This is a genomic window from Sphingobacterium phlebotomi (genome assembly GCF_008180195.1).
Classification (GTDB): domain Bacteria; phylum Bacteroidota; class Bacteroidia; order Sphingobacteriales; family Sphingobacteriaceae; genus Sphingobacterium; species Sphingobacterium phlebotomi.
Genome location: NZ_VTAV01000001.1, coordinates 236616 through 254363, shown reverse-complemented (window position 1 = coordinate 254363; position 17748 = coordinate 236616). Strand labels below are relative to the sequence as shown.

Annotated in this window: 10 protein-coding genes; 1 reads left to right on the top strand and 9 read right to left on the bottom strand. The window is 43.6% G+C overall.

Going from position 1 to position 17748, the window contains the following annotated elements; translation table 11 throughout:
• Positions 1 to 191: 191 nt before the first annotated feature.
• Positions 192 to 3335, top strand: coding sequence for a ligand-binding sensor domain-containing protein (locus tag FXV77_RS00910; protein ID WP_148917343.1), 3144 nt, complete (start codon positions 192 to 194; stop codon positions 3333 to 3335).
• A gap of 29 nt (positions 3336 to 3364) precedes the next feature.
• Here the strand turns inward: FXV77_RS00910 and FXV77_RS00905 are convergent, their stop codons facing one another.
• The 9 genes from FXV77_RS00905 to FXV77_RS00865 form a co-directional block, all read right to left on the bottom strand.
• Entirely contained in the window at positions 3365 to 5083 is a 1719-nt protein-coding gene (locus FXV77_RS00905; RefSeq protein WP_148917342.1) for a GMC oxidoreductase, read from the bottom strand.
• Positions 5084 to 5133: 50 nt separating this feature from the next.
• Positions 5134 to 5667 carry a gluconate 2-dehydrogenase subunit 3 family protein gene (locus FXV77_RS00900; RefSeq protein WP_246162136.1) on the bottom strand — a complete coding sequence of 178 codons (534 nt, stop codon included), beginning with the start codon at positions 5665 to 5667 and terminating at the stop codon, positions 5134 to 5136.
• A 50-nt stretch (positions 5668 to 5717) separates the two neighbouring features.
• Complete coding sequence (locus FXV77_RS00895) at positions 5718 to 7364, bottom strand: FAD-dependent oxidoreductase (RefSeq protein WP_148917341.1); 1647 nt, start codon at positions 7362 to 7364, stop codon at positions 5718 to 5720.
• 11 nt (positions 7365 to 7375) lie between these two features.
• Positions 7376 to 7978, bottom strand: a complete 603-nt coding sequence (locus tag FXV77_RS00890; RefSeq protein ID WP_187443963.1) for an SGNH/GDSL hydrolase family protein — start codon at positions 7976 to 7978, stop codon at positions 7376 to 7378.
• Between the two features lie 206 nt (positions 7979 to 8184).
• A complete protein-coding gene (locus tag FXV77_RS00885; protein WP_148917339.1) occupies positions 8185 to 10443 on the bottom strand; it encodes a family 78 glycoside hydrolase catalytic domain in 2259 nt (752 codons plus the stop codon).
• 37 nt (positions 10444 to 10480) lie between these two features.
• Positions 10481 to 12208: a RagB/SusD family nutrient uptake outer membrane protein gene (locus FXV77_RS00880; protein WP_148917338.1), complete on the bottom strand. Its 1728-nt coding sequence runs from the start codon at positions 12206 to 12208 to the stop codon at positions 10481 to 10483.
• Positions 12209 to 12226: 18 nt separating this feature from the next.
• Entirely contained in the window at positions 12227 to 15670 is a 3444-nt protein-coding gene (locus FXV77_RS00875) for a SusC/RagA family TonB-linked outer membrane protein (RefSeq protein WP_148917337.1), read from the bottom strand.
• A 162-nt stretch (positions 15671 to 15832) separates the two neighbouring features.
• Entirely contained in the window at positions 15833 to 17029 is a 1197-nt protein-coding gene (locus tag FXV77_RS00870) for a FecR family protein (protein WP_148917336.1), read from the bottom strand.
• 101 nt (positions 17030 to 17130) lie between these two features.
• A complete protein-coding gene (locus FXV77_RS00865) occupies positions 17131 to 17733 on the bottom strand; it encodes an RNA polymerase sigma factor (protein WP_148917335.1) in 603 nt (200 codons plus the stop codon).
• Positions 17734 to 17748 lie beyond the last annotated feature (15 nt).

Here is a 17748-nt window from a genome sequence, read left to right as displayed (position 1 = left end):
ATCGTTATGTTTAACTATTAATTGTCTAAAAGTATCATGGTCAAAAGTCTCCAAACATCTCCAAACATTATTTACATTTTGTTTCAATAAATACCTAAATTGTCTCATAAGATTTTTTTGTTTATATTACTTAAGTTTTTCCAGTATTTTTGAGGAGATAGCTCATCTAACTATATGATAAGCCTGCGTTTATGTCGGATACCCAAAAATATATTGTTCTGTTTTTCATCAGCTTGCTACACATTTCATCGGTGTATAGCCAGCAATATTACTTCAATCACTATCAAGTGGACCAAGGATTATCTAACAACTTCATCTCATGTGCAGTACAAGACGAAGATGGTTTTTTATGGTTCGGAAGCAAAAACGGTTTAAATCGGTTTGATGGCAACCAGTTCAAAATTTACCAGAGCGACCCTTCTGTGCAGAATGGATTGGAGAGCAACTTCATCCGGCAACTTTTAGTGTATAGAGATCACACAATTTGGGTAGGGACCGATCAGGGAATTTATATTTTTGACAAAAAGAAAGAACAATTTCATATCTTCCGGGACGATATACGTGGTGAAGTTTTATCTATCCGGACAGACAACAAGGAACAGATATGGTTTGTTGCCAATCTCACTTTATATCACTATACACCTATATCCAATCAACTGCGGCAACTGACGAAACCAGAAGATTTTTTTGTTTCTGCACTCACTATAGATATGGATGGCAAAGCGTGGTATGCCAGTCACCTAGGTTTATTGACCTGTGTTCACAGCCAACAATCCCTCAATCTAAACGAAGTACTCGGCACAAAAGATATTTGGGTTCAACAACTCTATACAGACCAACAAGGTTATATTTTAGCGGGAACAAGAAGCCACGGATTATTACGCATTTCACCCTATGATTTATCTGTTGAGCATATTTTCGGGACAAATACCGAAAACAACAATCTTTTCGTGCGGGACATTCTTCACATCAATCAAGAATATTGGGTAGCTACAGAATCGGGAATATTTATATACAATACGGAAACGAGACTCACCAAAAGACTTTATCACGAGCACGACAACCCCTGGAGCCTTTCAGACAATGCTGTATATACCTTATGTCAGGATCACGAAGGAGGATTATGGGCAGGCACTTATTTCGGGGGATTAAACTACCATCACCCCAAACTCGATTTATTTGAGAAAATATTTCCTAGAAACCAAAAACCATCTATCTTAGGGTATGCTGTTCGGGAGATGGTCGAGGATCCATACGGGAATATCTGGATAGGCACCGAAGATAAAGGGATCAGCTGTTGGAATTCCGACTTAGAAGCTTTTTCGCACTATGGCACTGCAGATGGGCTGTCTCACAACAATATCCATGGTCTATTATTGATAGGAGACACTCTATTAATCGGTACTTTTGACAAAGGACTGGATTTATTCGATATCCGTCAAAGACAGATGATAGCGCATTACGACAGCTATAATACGGACGGGACTTTAACTAATAATTTTATCTATTATATCTATAAGACAAGAGCCGGTATTATTTACTTAGCGACCGGACGAGGTATCCATATTTTTAACCCCCAAAACCAAACTTTCAGCATATTTGAGAAAGTTCCGCATTATATTTTTTATACCACGATCTTTGAAGATGCAGAAGGCAACATCTGGTTTGGCACCTGGCGGGATGGACTCTTTAAATACGATCCCACGATCGATAAAACGACGATATATACCCATAACATACAACAGCCTCATTCGCTAAATAGCAACAGAGTAAACCACATTCGTGAACTTTCTACGGGAGCAATATGGGTGGCCACCGAGAATGGCATTGCTATTTTAAACGAAAATAACGAGGATTTCACCAGAATTACCACGGCCGAAGGTCTTCCCAGCAACCAGATTCTCACCTTTACCGAAGATGATTTCAACACCCTTTGGATATCCACATCACATGGCCTTGTCAGCTACCACATACCAACCGGTAGCATGCAAATATATAACAAAGAAAGGGGCGTAATCGGGCTACAGTTCAATTACAATTCGGTATTCCAAGATGCACATAAATTCATCTATTTCGGTGCAACCGGCGGAATGATCAGATTCAATCCGAAACGTATTCAACACCATTCTCCCTCTCCAAAAATTCCTATTTATTTTACCAGTCTGCATGTACAACACAAAGAAGTACTAGCATCCAACCCCAATACTATTTTAAATACAGCTATTGCTTATACACACTCCCTTACACTGGAACATGACCAATCGACTTTCAGTATCGAGTTCGCTGCTATGACATTCCTGTCTCCACAATCAAAGGTATATCGTTATAAGCTTGACGGATACGATAATAAATGGATTACCCTTAAAAACAGTAACACAGCGTATTTCACGCAAGTACCGGCAGGAAAATACACACTCTGTGTACAACTAACGGAAATTGACGGAGCCCCACTTTCCGCCGAAAAAACACTTGACATCGTTATTCATCCATCTATTTGGTTATCATCCTTCGCCTATACCTTGTATGGATTAGCTATACTTTCCCTCATTGGATATATTATTTGGTCTTATGATTTACGCATAAAGGAAAAAAACAGAAAACGCATCGAAGCACTTAAAATTCATCGGGAAAGGGCACTATATAAGGCAAAGATCGATTTCTTTACCAATATCGCACACGACATTAAGACGCCTCTCATGCTGATAAAAGCGCCGTTACGAAAGATCCTATTCCGAATAGATGAACAATCGCCGTTGCTCAAATGGTTGCACACGATCGAACGAAACACCAATAAATTGGTGTTGATGACGAATCAATTGCTGGATTTCAGAAAAATAGAGTCCGATAGTTTTAAGTTATATTTTACATCCGTAAATATCAATCAACTTCTTAAGGAAATCGTTTCGGAAAACAATACACTCATCCAGTACAAGGGCATTAAATTATTTTGGCATCTAAATGCTCCTCAGCAACTGACTCTCGATCAAGAAACGGTTTCCAAAATCGTATCCAACTTACTAAGCAATGCTATCAAATATACCCAAGATTATATCCATATCTCAACAAACGTCGTTGCAGACAATATGCTAAGTATCACATTCCGGAATAATGGATACCTAATTCCTAGAGAGGAAATGGAAGACATCTTCAAACCCTTCCATAGATCGACACAACATATCGGTAAAACCGAAGGAACAGGGTTAGGGCTATCACTTGCTAGATCACTTGCCGAATTACATGGAGGTACACTAACGATGTTAACAGCGGAGCGAGAAAATATATTTATATTGAAACTACCTCTACAAAACGAGAGGCAAATAATTACCCCTCCTTAAATGCAGGAAGTTTAATTATTTGTTCCCACCTATAAATCCCCATTTTTCAACGACTTCACCGCATGATCAACAGCTCTTGCTGTAAGCGCCATATAGGTCAATGTCGGGTTCTGTGTAGCGGTCGATGTCATACAAGCGCCATCCGTGACATAAACATTTTTACAAAGATGGAGTTGATTCCATTTATTCAACAAGGAAGTTTTGGGATCGTGTCCCATCCGAACACCCCCCATCTCATGTATATCATTTCCGGGTCGGCGACCATCATTTGAGGTGCGTATATTCGTAAAACCTGCAGCCTCGTACATCGCGGTCATCTGTTCATAATAATCTTGACGTCTTTGCCAGTCATCTTCCGCGTAATCAACGGCGATATGCAAGAGTGGCACTCCCCATTTATCCGTTTTATCTGTATCGAGCCACACCCGATTTTCTTCCTTAGGAATAGTTTCCGCCATCATGTGGGAATGTACACGCCAGTTGCTCCATTTTGAATCCTCAAGTAGCGCACTCTTGAGCGTATCACCGATACCGTTGGTATCCCGAATCTGTGAACGACCGGCACCGAAAGCTGCTGCCCATCCACGTAAAAAGTCTGTTTCTTGCCGGTCTACATTCCGGAAGTTCGGGATATACCCCCCTCCGGCAGGATTCCGACCGTCGGTTCGGTATTCCAACAGGCCGTCATATTCCGCACTGATACGAGCTGTATAATTGTGAAAAGCGACATACTTACCTAGTAATCCGTTGTCATTTCCTAAGCCTTCGGGAAAGCGATCAGATTTGGAATTCAGCAGGATGAGGTTTGTGTTTAAAGCCGAGGCATTCACAAAGATGACATCAGCGAAGAACTCCATTTCCTCTAGCGATTCCGTATCGATCACTCTGACCCCTTTCGCTTTTCCGGATTCCTGATCATACAATATAGAATATACCACAGCATGCGGACGCAAGGTTAGGTTTCCAGTCTTCTGCGCCCAAGGAATCGTCGATGCATTACTACTAAAATAGCCTCCAAACGGGCATCCACGCTGACATAAGATACGGTGTTGGCATTTTACCCGTCCCTGTTCAATATGGATAGGTTGTGGTTCTGAAAGATGCGCACATCTTGCGCTGATAACATGTCTATTTTTAAAATTTTTGTTCACGGATTGGCGAAAGTAATCCTCTACGGCATTCAGTGGGTAACCCGGCAAAAAGTCACCATCAGGGAGCGTATATAGTCCGTCTTTGTTTCCTGCGATACCCACAAAACGCTCTACATAACTATACCACGGATCAATATCCTTATACCGGATAGGCCAATCAACGGCAAAGCCATCACGTGCAGGTCCTTCAAAATCATATTCGCTCCACCGCTGCGTCTGCCTTGCCCATAAAAGTGATTTTCCGCCTACTTGATACCCCCGGATCCAATCGAAATCCTTTTCTTGAACATAGGGATGTTCTTCGTCTTTAGCGAAAAAATGTTGTGTATCTTCTTTATAAGCATAGCACCTATTTGCAATAGGATTTGCTTGCTTATCGGCATATGTCATCTCTCCCCGGTGCTCCAACTCATAGGGGTATAGGTTGGTCGTCGGGTAGTCCTTGACATGTACGACGTCGCGTCCGCGCTCCAGAAGGAGCGTTTTGAGGCCTTTTTCGGTAAATTCCTTTGCCGCCCATCCACCACTTGCTCCTGAACCAATAACAATCGCATCAAACGTGCGTGTCTTCACACTATCTATATTTAAGTTTGCCATTCTTTTACGTATTCTCTCTAAATTTTCTTTTTAATCTCCGCTATTGGCGATCAGGTCATTTTAAAATAGCCGTTATATCTTCCGGGGACAAGCTCATATTTCTTCAAATCTGTCATCACATATTTCGAATTCATATAGCCCTGTATAGTTCGCCGTTTAGTAATGGCATAAAATCGCTTTACTTGCTCGTCTGCTACTTCAGGTATCGCTTCTAGGAAAGCAAGACGCTTATCAGCATCCATTTCCATAAAATCCTGTCCCGTAGCCTCGTGTGCATAAGCAGAAAATGCAACTATCCCCTCCATAAACGCTTTCTGATCCTCTGGGTTATGGCAATCATCGACCATTTTCAGAACAAAAAGGTGTAGCAATAATTCTTTTCCTCCGGGTGTATCAGATGAAGGGATAATAGTCTCCACCAGCTCCGCGAGCAGGTTTTCCTGTTCCTCCTCTATCTCCAAATTCGTCATTTCGATAGTTGCCTTTCCCGACTGTCGATAACAAGCGGGGAGTAGCAGTGCCCCTCCGGCAATGTACAATAGCCTACGAAGGGCCGTTCTTCTATTGATAACGTTTACGTTCATTTTACGAAAATTCTAATCTACGATCTCTCATCAGACGGTAAATATAACAATTATGGTTTTGACAGCACTTGTTTGTTGTCTACTAGTCGCTTTTGAAGATCATCATAAGAAACATCCTGCACACCGATACCTTGATCAATAGCCAAAGATGCTGCCAAAGCGGCACTTTGTCCTAATATCATGAATACGGGTTCCATACGGATACTTCCAAAAGCAATATGGGAGCTAGAAACACATACCGGAACAAGAAGGTTTGTACACTCTTCTTTTTTAGGCACCAGGGAACCATACGATATTTTATAAGGGCCTTTTTTTGGTTTCACCCCGATATCGCCCTCATTCTGGACATAACCGTCGGCCTTTACATAGCGTTGTACATTATGCGAATCCAACGCATAAGATCCCATTCCTACCGGATCGGAAATCTCGCCCTCACTAAAGGTATCATGTTCCGTCATGACATGTTGTCCTACCATCCGACGTGCTTCCCTAATATAGAGTTGATGCGGCCAGTTGTCGTTGTCGGTAAATTCATCTTTTGCCAATCCCCATTGCGCCATCTCTTCTCGTACATCGGATGGTACTTTCGGATCGTTTGCCATGAAATACAACAGCCCTTTTTGATATTCTTCATGTTCTTTTATGATCTCTCTACGGCGCTCGTAACTCGCTTCCGGATAATCGTAATTCATGCCGATAAAGTCTGTGCTAAAGGGGCCATGATTATTCGTATCCGTTTTACGGTTAGGGATAGGGTCAAACTTCCGAAAAGTTTCCCGCCATCCCGATGCGAAAACCCGGGCAAGTAGCTCGTAGTTCTCCGGTTTATAATGAGCTGGTTTCGGAAAAGGCACGCGATTATCTGGATGGTTACTGAGACACATGCGGAAGCAATAAGCCTGTAAACGATGATCGCCCTCTCCGTAGATACCTGGATCTTCGTCCGAAACGCCATATAATAATCCGCTCGTACTGTCACCAGGCACTACGTAGGGACTGATATCACGCTTAAACCAATGATCATGGTGCAGTACACCTGTTTGTATACCGTTCCATTTCTCGCCGTACACACGATTCGCTTCCCGCCCTACGTGATAGCTTATTCCTGCAGCAGCCATGAGATCCCCTTCGTAGGTCGCGTCAATAAACATCTTCCCCTGATATGTTTTTCCACTTAAGGTGGTAATGGAAACAATTCGGTCGCCTTCTTTCACCACACCGTGATCGCGATCCAACCACTCATCACGCCAGATTTCCAGATCATATTCTTTCACGTAATCTTCAAATACCTGCTCAGCCACATGCGGTTCAAATATCCACATCGTGCGGGCATCGCCATCTATAGCAGGGGTTCCCTGTCCGGTATTCCCGTATTCTGCTTGCTTTTGCCAACGCCACGCTGCGCTATCTTGATAGTGCTGATACAGGCGATGATAGAAATTACGTGCTAATCCGCCAATCACAGATTTATCCCCTGTATCGGTAAATCCGAGACCACCCGAAGACAGTCCGCCCAAATGTTTATCTGGCGACACGACAATGACGGATTTCCCGGATTGCTTTGCCTGTACAGCCGACGTGATGGCGGCAGACGTGCCCCCGTAGATAATAACGTCCGCTTGATACTCATTTGAATGCAATTGGTTACAAGAAACAAGCAACCCTATGATAACCACAGCTAATAGTGTTTTCTTCATGCTTTCTATTTTTATTTTATATTTAGATTCAAAACTTCTACTATTTTGGGTGCAATAATTTCTTCCCCACCTTTCCTGTTGGGATGTAAGCCATCCGGAACGTACTGTCTAAAGATGTCCTCTCCTTTATCCAGTATAATTTGCCAGTTGGGGTAATGATCGATCAGCGTTACCTTTTTCTCTTGCGCTGTTTCCCGGTACATCGCGTAATAATCATCGAGATGAGGTCGGAAACTCGCAGACTTACCTATAGGCATATTCATCACCTGTAAAAAGATATCGCAAGAATCATTGTGGAGCCTAATCCGGTCAATCATGTACGCGAGATTCAGTTTCGCCAGGGCGACCGATGTTCCATATTCCTCAAAAGCATCGTTCATACCAAACTCCATAAAGACAGCATCCGGTTTTTTGGCAATAACGCTATCTTCGAAATTTCTCACTCCCCAAACAGACCACATTCCGCCCTTGCCTGCAAGCGTATAGCTAACGAGATTATCGCCATATTTTTCTTCTAGACGTGCTTTGACGGCCTCCATCCATGCTTTACCATTCCCGCCGCTGGACAAACTGGTGCCATACACCACGATATGCTGTGGTTTACCGTTTTTCAATCGTTTTTGAAAGTTGAACTGGCAAAAGGAGGGTATGCACCAAATTAGCAAGCAGAGAAGAAAGAAAAATCTTTTCATATCTAACAAGAGGTTTTATAAATGATCACAAGCAATATTAACAAAATGGATTTGGAATAATCTGTTAAATCACCTTATTTTTTTTGCATTATCGTATCATTTAACCACAACCTGTCTTCTATTTCGCTTTAACGAAAATCGACCGAAACATGATAGCTACCCCCTTTCAGCTGCGGGAACTGCAAGAAATCAGGTTGTACCTTCACATCTACCGGCTCGCCATTTATGGTCACAGCGGTTACGGTCCTATCGGGCAACGGTAATTCAAGCATCGCGGTGGTATTTCCGGGCACGACCAGATCCAACGTATAAGTCGATTTGTCTTGTTGGCAAGAAACCACCACTGCACCTTTGATGGTGGGCACGGTAATCTTTGCCCTCGTCAACGAGCCAATCTGCGGCCGCACACGAAAAACTCCCCATCCCGGCTCCAAGGGTTCCACGCCCATAAGCTTGCGTGGAATAATATTGGCAGGAACGGCTCCCCATGCGTGATTCCAATCTTGATTAGGTTTGAATTTATTGTCCCAAGCTTCCATGGTAATGGTGCTTCCTGCCCGAATCATATTATACCAACTGCGGTCATCCTGCGATGTCAGTAAGGACAACGCGTACTCGGCATCGCCAGCCTCATATATGGCATCCATCAGAAATTGACTGCCGTATACACTGCATGCCATTCCTCGCGAACGAATAAATGCCATTACGCGCTCGCTCTTCGACTTGGGAACCAGGCCAAAGGCCATCGCTAGCATATTCGTATGCAATGAAGCGTGATCCGTATCGATGCCATCACTATAGGCACCCGTAAGGTTGTCCCATAGCAAAGATTGGAACGCTTGATGCGTCTCTTCCGCCTTTTCCGAAAATTTTACAGCATCTTCTCCGCGATCAAGTACCGCAGCTAGCTTAGCCATATCACACAGCGCTTTATAGTGAAATGCATTGACTACTGCATTAAAATCGGAAAAGACAAATCCGTCCGTTTCACCGTTTCCCTCCATGCCAAAACTTCCGGTATGTGGCCAGTCCACAATATCGCGCAGGGCATCGCCTCGATAGTGAATGGCACGCATCAGTTGCTGTGATTGTTTACCTTTTCGGGTACTGATTAGACCATTGGACTCGCGTAATGGCAACAGTAATTTGGCCCGCAGGTCGTCATAATGATGGCGAACCGATCGGATATCACCTGTATAGAGGTAGTCGTTATAAGCCATTAACACGGACTGCAAAATCCACTCGGTGGGCCAAGTGGCATTGTGCAGCAAATATTCGTGCGACCTTCTTGCCATCGAATATTCTTTATCAACACCGTAATGGCTAAGTTGATTAATGTACGCGTCTGCTTCGTACGGGATGCGTTCGCGATCACCGTCTACATAAATACCAGCAAAAGACGTTGCCTTAATACTATATTTACACAACTCCCATACCATGTTCAGTACGGAGTCAGAGCTCTCGAAATGCGAGGCAAAGTCATCAAACGGGTAATGAACGGTAGAACGGATGATGTCACTTGCTTCCATGTCACTGGTATACCCATCGATTTCGACATAGCGAAATGGCAATACCTCACCGATATAAGTCGGCATCTTAATAGCTTGCCGGCCAGTATTGCGTTTGTTGGGATTAAATTGCAATCGATAGGTATGTCGACCACGTGTCAACGGGATTTTGTATTCGGCGTAACGGATCGTTCCGCTTGGCTCACGGTTGATGGTACCATCTGCATGGATTTCTTCCCCAAGTCTTATCGTGATGGTATCTGTGCCCGTCAATGATGTCATCGTAAGCCGCAGTTGGCCAAAAGACGCTTTCCCGAAGTCAGCCCTTACTTCATCGGCAAGCTTCGACATCTCTTGCGGTACTTCATCGGTTTTCTGCAACGGATAAAAAGCCGTTTTGTAGGCCTTAAGTGTGTCTGCTGTTTGGAATTGACTGATTGGTGACCACGTCGTTTGGTTACCGTCTTGGTCCCATACCATCACGCGCCAGGCGTAGCCAGTATTGGCTCGCAACGGACGACCGCTATACAGCACGTTGCTCGACTCCGCTGACATCACTTTACCAGAATCCCAGACCTCGCCAATGCCTTTAGCTAGACTATCTGGACTAGTAGACATCATGATTCGATAGGCCGATTGTGTAACAGCTTTGGTAAACTCCCACCCCAAGGCAGGTTGTTTGTTATAAATTTTAGATTGCTGCCCGACCTGTAAAAGAGAACCTGTAACAGGATATCCTTCAACCACTTGAAGCATCGGATGAGCCAATAAATCGACTTTTGGATTTACGACTTCTAGATCTTGTCCATAAACAGTAATTAAACTGTGTGGTAAACATAACCACAACAAATAAAGAAAAGTTACACGAAATTTATACATCAATAATTCAATTAAAATTCTAATAGTTCGTTATTACCTACCTATTTTGCCAGCCATCGTTTTGCGCTAAGGGCACATCTTTATTCGTGTCAATAATAGTGTTGGGAATTGGCCATAAATTGTAATCAAACGTCAAGGTTGCTTTTGCTTCCGGCCAGAAAGCATATGCACGGATCCGGTCTACAGCAATGGTGTTCCCCATACGTAAAAGCGTGTTCCAACGGCTTTCTTCATATAGCAGCTCCCGCGCGCGCTCATCCAAAATCAAGCTAAACTGGTCATCCATATCACCTGCAGATACTAAATAGCCACACTGTGCTCTTTCCCGAAGTAAATTGATGTCAGCAGCAGCGCCGCCCTTATCGCCCAATCGTTGTTTTGCCTCCGCCCGAAACAAAATGGTTTCGGATAAGCGGATAAAATAGTCGTCTCGAAATAAATTACTCCGATCTTCGCCATCTTCAATTCCGGTATATCTGTCGGTAGCAATTTTGCAGGAAATCGGATAACAGAGACTTTGGTTCGCCTTATTGGTAGATGCATCATTGCTTCCGTTATAAATAATCTCCCACGGTACAGGCTTGCCGTAATAAGGCGATGTAGCCACGTTGCCAATTAAGGTCCGGCGTAGAACAACATCTGAATTCCGCATATCGTCGGCCCACTTATTCGCATAAACCATATCGCGGGCGTACAGCGTAGGAATCATTCGAGCGATCCCCCTGCCACCCACATCCTCGAGTGCGCCGGTGAGGTGCTGTGGTGCTCCATCGCGAAACACAGGTCCGTACGTGCGTGAATAGGGAAGTTTAGACTTCCCATCTTCTGCACGGTACGCCGCATAGTCAATCTGGATGGCCCAGATACACTCGCTGTTACCATCTTGATAATTTACATTATCTTCCTGAAACAAATCCCAAAAAACATTGCCCTGCGCTTCACTGCTTCGTGATCCAAATCGTGACTTCATGAGCGAAAATGTTCCTCCATTGATGACCTTATCGGCGTTTGCCACCGACTGGTTAAAAGCGGATTGCGCTGCCGCATCATCGCCTTCGGCCGCCAATTGTATGCCTTGCGCAAGGTAGGCCCTAGCCAACATGTGCTGTACGGCACCGCGCACCAAGCGCCCCCCTTCTGCGGTAGTCGGAGGCAGATCATTTTCAATCGCCAAAAGCTCGTCTATTACAAATTGATAGGTTTCCACTCGCGTGGTACGGGCAAAATCATATTTTGGTGCCGTAACGATTTCCGTGACAATGGATACGCCACCAAACAGTTCACCGAGATTTAAATATGCAAAAGCTCTAAAAAAGCGTGCTTGGCCAACAACATAGGCCTTTTCATCGGGACTAGACCATACAATCTGTTCCAGATCTGCGGCGTGTATAGCTAGATTGGCTTTAGCGATGATTTGATACCATGTACTATATGTATTGTAAAAGGTTCCATGATCCGGGTTGATGTTTCCGTAATTATTGAAAGAAGATCCGCGTCGGAAGCTGGCCACATCAAACATATCCGTGCCATTGCCACGCAATGCAAAAATCCATTCATCCTCATTAGGGTTGGCCCATAGATCCCGGAGTTGTGCATAAATGGCAATAACGGCTTGGTCTATCTGCGCAGGTGAACTGAAAGCATTATCAACCGTGTAAAACGTCGGTGGAACTTCGGTAAGGAAATTTTTGTCTGATTCACAACTCGAAACACCCAGCTGCAAGCCTATGAATACACTAAAACCATATTGATATATTTTCTTCATGTCTCTCTTGTAATAATATTAAAAACTTAAGTTTATACCCAGCGAATAAGTCGAAGCCACAGGTAAACGGTCTCCAGCTTCAGATTCCCTGATCCTACCTCCGGTTTCGGGATCGCCTCCAAACCAATCGGTAAAAGTGGCCAAGTTTTTTGCCGTTGCAAACACCTTCAAGCTGCCAATATTTGCGGCAGACATCCAAGGTTGATCAAATTTATAGGAAAGGGTGAGGTCTTGAATACGCACAAATCCACGATTTTGAAGGCCAAGGAAACGCCCATCTCCTGCAAAAAGGGCCGACGGATATTCATTACTCGGATTATCAGCGGTCCAATAGGGAATATAGTGAACGTTGTCATTAAAACGTGAAGTCCCATTCACCAGATAAGCCGCTGGATTCCTCTTCAAGAACATATTGTTACCGCCAAAAGTACCCGTAACCATCACATAGAAACCAAAATTTTTATACGTCAGATTGCTACTAAAATTTAACCGAAAATTTTCCATAGCGTATCCAAGTATCTTGCGGTCCGTCGCGGTGATTCCAGGGACACCATCCAGATCCCTATATTTAGGGGCGCCCGGAGCCGCTCCAGTCAGCTCCATATACTCGGTATCGTCTTCTTGTACAATGCCGATTTGTTCATAGCCATAGATGGCATTAAGCGGTTTCCCGATAAAAAGTCCGTTGGCAATGTCATCATCCTCTCTTCCATCTCCATCCAAATCATCGCCATAGAGCGAAACCAACTTATTGAAGTTTTTCCAGAAGGTGAGCGTAGTGGTCCAGCTTATATTAGGCTTCTGTACATTCACCGTCCGCACAGTTGCTTCAACACCGCTATTGTTCACCTGGCCCATGGAGGTCATCATCGTTTTAAAGCCCGTCATCACTGGGATATTACGGGTAAAAATCTGATCGGTAGTTTTGGCAAAATACAGGTCAAGATCAGCAAATACACGGTTGCCCAACCAAGCCGATTCGAAGCCAGCATTCCAAGAAGATGTTGTTTCCCAGCCAAGGGATGCATTCCCTAATTTACCTTGGTATAATCCGTAGTAAATACGACCCGGTGTATTGGAAAATTCGTACCTGGCACCGCCACTTGCGGCATTTTCCACCGTAGAGAGCGTACCATAAGGAGGTAGACCTTGATTACCGTTTTGCCCCCATGATATTTTCAGTTTCAAGTCATTCAATCCTTTTATCGATTCCATGAAAGCCTCGTTGGTTATCCGCCAAGAGAAACCCGCACCAAAGAAATTTGCCCACTTGTTTTCCGTTCCAAATACAGAGGCGCCATCGCGACGGTAAGAGCCTGTGAAATAATATTTATCATCAAATGAATAATTAAGCCTCCCGAGGTATCCAATATTGGATCGTTCGTAATTGCGGGTAGCTAAATTGTTCGCATCAGTTCCATCATAATCGATACGTTGCACTGTTGCCTTATGCAGTCCCTGCAAGCCCAAAATCGTATTTCCATTTGCTGCAAAATCCCGTCCAGTCATGACATAGCGCTCGTATTTCATGTGGTCCCGGGTAGCTACCAACGTTATATCAAGTGAATGCTTATCAAAAGTCCGGGTAAAATTCAGAATGTTGTCCCATATATAACTATTGCCTTTCCGCTTCTCGATCGTACCATTGGCATTGGTGAGCAGCCCTTGCAGCGTCTCTCGCGAATACCGGTCGGGCGATTCCCCTTCTTGGACATAAAAATCTTCGTAATAAAAATTTCCGTAATGTGTTTCATCCTGATTGAGCAGGTAATTCACCCGAAAACTCAGGCCTTCAACCCAAGGTACTTTGACCACAGCGTGGCTATTTAACCTATAGTTGTACAGATAGTCTTCGTTATCTCGTGTCCCGTCCGTTACGCCCCACAGTGGATTGATACCAGCCTGCGTATACGGATATTTTTCGAGGTTGCCTTGATCGTCTCGGTACATGACGCCATAAGGAGACATTGTCTGGGCTTGATTAATGTTTGCTGCAACACTGGAGTAATCCCGTTTGGAAAAACCGGCATCGACACCCACCTCCAGCCATTTAGTGATATCCGCTTTGATTTTTCCCAAGAGTGCCACCCGGTTAAACTGGTCGCCCACGACAATACTTTTATTGTCATCAAAGGATGTAGACAAATAGTAATTAAGATTTTCGGTCGCACCCGATATCGCCGCCTGGTAATTTTGCATAACACCGGTCCGGGATATTTCATCCTGCCAAATCGTCTCCAGCCCTGCTTCCCGGTTGGCCAGTTCGCCACTTTTTAACCAGCTAGTTGTTCCAGGGGTATATTGATTACGCGCATTAACCATTTCTAACCATTCTTCGCCACGTAACATGACCGGTCTATTCTGCCATTCCTGAAAACCAATTGACGTATTAAAACTGATCATCGGTTTACCAGTGCGACCCCGCTTGGTAGATACCGCAATAACACCATTGGCCGATCTCGAACCGTAAGCCGCTGCCGATGTAGCATCTTTGAGTACGTCTATCGTGGCAATATCGTTTGGATTGATGTCACTGAGGCTCCCCATGAAGATTACCCCATCCAATACGATCAACGGTGTATTGGTTCCATGAATGGAATTCTGTCCGCGGATCTGCATCGCAGGTTCTCCACCTGCTGAATTTGTCGCCCCTATATTTAATCCGCTGATGCTACCTTTAAGTGCTTCGAGCACATTTAGATTCGGCGCCATGGCAACTGGTGAATTTTCGAGATTCATCGACCCTACCGATCCGGTGAAATCTTTCCGTTTTGCGGTTCCATACCCCACCACGACCACTTCGTCCAAATCGCTGATTTCCTGCGTTAAAGTGACATCGACTGCGAGCCGGCCACTGATACGTTCTTCTTGACGAACGAAACCCACCGATTGAAAGACAAGTGTAGCATCTGGTTTTGCGCTGATACTATAGCGCCCATCTTCGGTGGTAGCAGTAGTAGTTGATGTGCCGGCTACCGATACGGAAATCCCCGCTAGTGGGTTTCCGTCTACATCGCGCACAGTACCTGTTACGGATTGCTGTTGCGTAATTGAGGTTAATTGCCGGTTCGGAGCTTCTTTGTTTTTATGCTTTGATATCTGCGTATCCGCTCCCTTGAGAACGATCGTCTTATCCATAATGACGTACGTGAGTGGCAATCCTTGAAGACAATTGTGCAGAACGGTTTCAATGTCAGCATTTTTAAGGTTTACATTCACTTTACGGGAATCATTCAACCGCTTTGCGGAATAGAAAACCGTAAGATCTGTTTGCTTTTTGATTTCTCGAAAGACCTCTTTAATGGAAATACCCTCCCGCTGAAGGGTAACATAGTGTTGTGCGACACTATTTGCCCCCACTTGCATGGCGAAGAAGATAATAATAGTTAGCGTAAGTTGAATGCGCATAAGCACCTGCCTTTTTAACACCCCGTTAAGGGTGGACGTAATTTTTTCGTACATTTGTAATAATGTTTGGTTCAATGGAATAACTATAGATTACAGGTTGTGCTGAACATTTTCTGCCTTGCAGATATTGCCGAAAGTGTTGGTCGCACTTTCGGTTTTTTTTGTTCATTTCGTCGTCATTATATCATAACATAATTTTTTGATCTTAATAGATGATTAGTTTTTCTTTTTAAGTTTATTTCGAACAATAACGGTCCTATTTTTAATTTCGAATGCTAAATCACCCGCTGCCTCCATAATATCTAAGACAGTCTGGAGGTTGCTATACTGTGAAATACTTCCGGAGAAAATCTCATCCGAAGGCAAATAGTCGCTATATTCGATATCAATATCGTACCAACGCGCTATTCTGTGCAGCACCTCTTTCGCAGTCTCATTTCGGAATATAAATTCGCCGTTCTTCCAGTCTATATAATCATTGATATCCACTTTATTCTTCTCCACACCATCTTGCCCGATTTTTCCTTGCTCACCCGGAAGGAGGATCATATTTTCCCGGTGTTGAACAGATTCTAAACGAACCTTTCCTTCTACCAAGGTTGTTTTAGCTTCTTTTTCGCCGTTATAAGCCGATACATTAAATTCTGTACCTAAAACCGTTATCGTTTGGTTGGCACTAACGACTTTGAACGGTTGGAAATGTTGAGTCGAGGTTTCATCCGACACACGTTTTACGTCAAAATAGGCCTCTCCTTCTAACTCAACAACCCGCTCCCCTTCCAGAAAATGAGAAGGATATTTTAACGTAGATTCGGCATTTAGCCAAACGACGGTCCCATCAGAAAGGGTAATTTTATACATTCCGCCGCGCGGTGTACTGAGGGTTAACTGTTGAGGGGATGATGATTCCAATGCTAAAACCGTGGAGGCACCATCATTATAGGTGATTTGCCCCCCCTCAACGATAATACCGTCGCGACTTTCGTCCAAGATCAATACCCGACCGTCGGCAAGGGTTATCGTTGCTTTATGGCCTATCGGTGTGATCGCTACTTCGGACGCCATTTGTTGATCAGGGGTTGCCTCTTGCGTAGACATAAACCAAAAGAATCCCAACATGCTTGTCAGAAGAACAGCTGCGGCATAGGGTAACCAATGGTAACGAAGCGGTTGCTTTTTCGATCTAATTTGATGGATTAAGTTAAATTTCACATTATTGGTTAGCTCCTGTATATCTTCGGAAGGGGCGTTGTTCATGGTCTTCGAAAACTCTTGGCCTAACATCTGATCAAACGCTTCCGGTATACCATGATCTTTAAAATAGTCTAGCATTTCTGCTAGTTCTTCTTCAGAAATAGCACGATTTAAATATTTTCTACATAATACTTCGATATCGTATTGGCTCTTACCCATTATAACATTTCGGTTTACTTGTTATATTACACCTGAAACGCAAAAAGCAAGCAAGCGAAACAGTGCTTTTTCATAAAACACTGTAAATCAAATTAAAAAAATTAAAAAACAAGAAGAATAAGGATGATATATAAAAAACCAGAAAGTTCTGATTGATTTTTAAGCTCCCCTTTTAAGAAAATATTGGCATTTCTAATATGACTATTAACAGTCGTTATCGATATTTTTAACTTTTCACTCACCTCTTTATAGCTTAATCCATCAAGCTTGCAAAGCATATATACTTTCTTTTGTTGAGGTGGTAAGCGGTCTAACAATGTTTGCAGTAATTGTTGAATTTCCTTATTTTCCATCCACTCCTCCACGATATTATTATTCGCTGTTCTAAAGTAGGTCAGAAATTCTTCCCGCAAACGATTGTCATTCGCTATTTTACGAAATATATTCTTGGATTTATTTATTGCGCTCCGATATAGGTAAGCCGGAACGGACTTCGAAGCATCCATTTCATATCGCTTCTCCCATAGCATCATAAATACATCTTGCAACACCTCTTCGGCCAATTCGGCGGCATGTAGCAGCCGGACAAGATGAGTCGCCAGTTCATCTTTATACCGATCATAAATTTCCAAAAAAGCTCTTTCGTCGTCATTATTCAATAAGACAACCAACGCTTCATCCGTATGACTTTTTAGGTGTTTCATAGTCCATCTCTACGA

What these genes read in the sequence shown, in the direction of transcription:
- FXV77_RS00910 (WP_148917343.1), top strand. Translation starts at nt 192, where the DNA reads ATGTCGGATACCCAAAAATATATTGTTCTGTTTTTCATCAGCTTGCTA.
- FXV77_RS00905 (WP_148917342.1), bottom strand. Translation starts at nt 5,083, where the DNA reads ATGGCAAACTTAAATATAGATAGTGTGAAGACACGCACGTTTGATGCG.
- FXV77_RS00900 (WP_246162136.1), bottom strand. Translation starts at nt 5,667, where the DNA reads ATGAACGTAAACGTTATCAATAGAAGAACGGCCCTTCGTAGGCTATTG.
- FXV77_RS00895 (WP_148917341.1), bottom strand. Translation starts at nt 7,364, where the DNA reads ATGAAGAAAACACTATTAGCTGTGGTTATCATAGGGTTGCTTGTTTCT.
- FXV77_RS00885 (WP_148917339.1), bottom strand. Translation starts at nt 10,443, where the DNA reads ATGTATAAATTTCGTGTAACTTTTCTTTATTTGTTGTGGTTATGTTTA.
- FXV77_RS00880 (WP_148917338.1), bottom strand. Translation starts at nt 12,208, where the DNA reads ATGAAGAAAATATATCAATATGGTTTTAGTGTATTCATAGGCTTGCAG.
- FXV77_RS00875 (WP_148917337.1), bottom strand. Translation starts at nt 15,670, where the DNA reads ATGTACGAAAAAATTACGTCCACCCTTAACGGGGTGTTAAAAAGGCAG.
- FXV77_RS00870 (WP_148917336.1), bottom strand. Translation starts at nt 17,029, where the DNA reads ATGGGTAAGAGCCAATACGATATCGAAGTATTATGTAGAAAATATTTA.
- FXV77_RS00865 (WP_148917335.1), bottom strand. Translation starts at nt 17,733, where the DNA reads ATGAAACACCTAAAAAGTCATACGGATGAAGCGTTGGTTGTCTTATTG.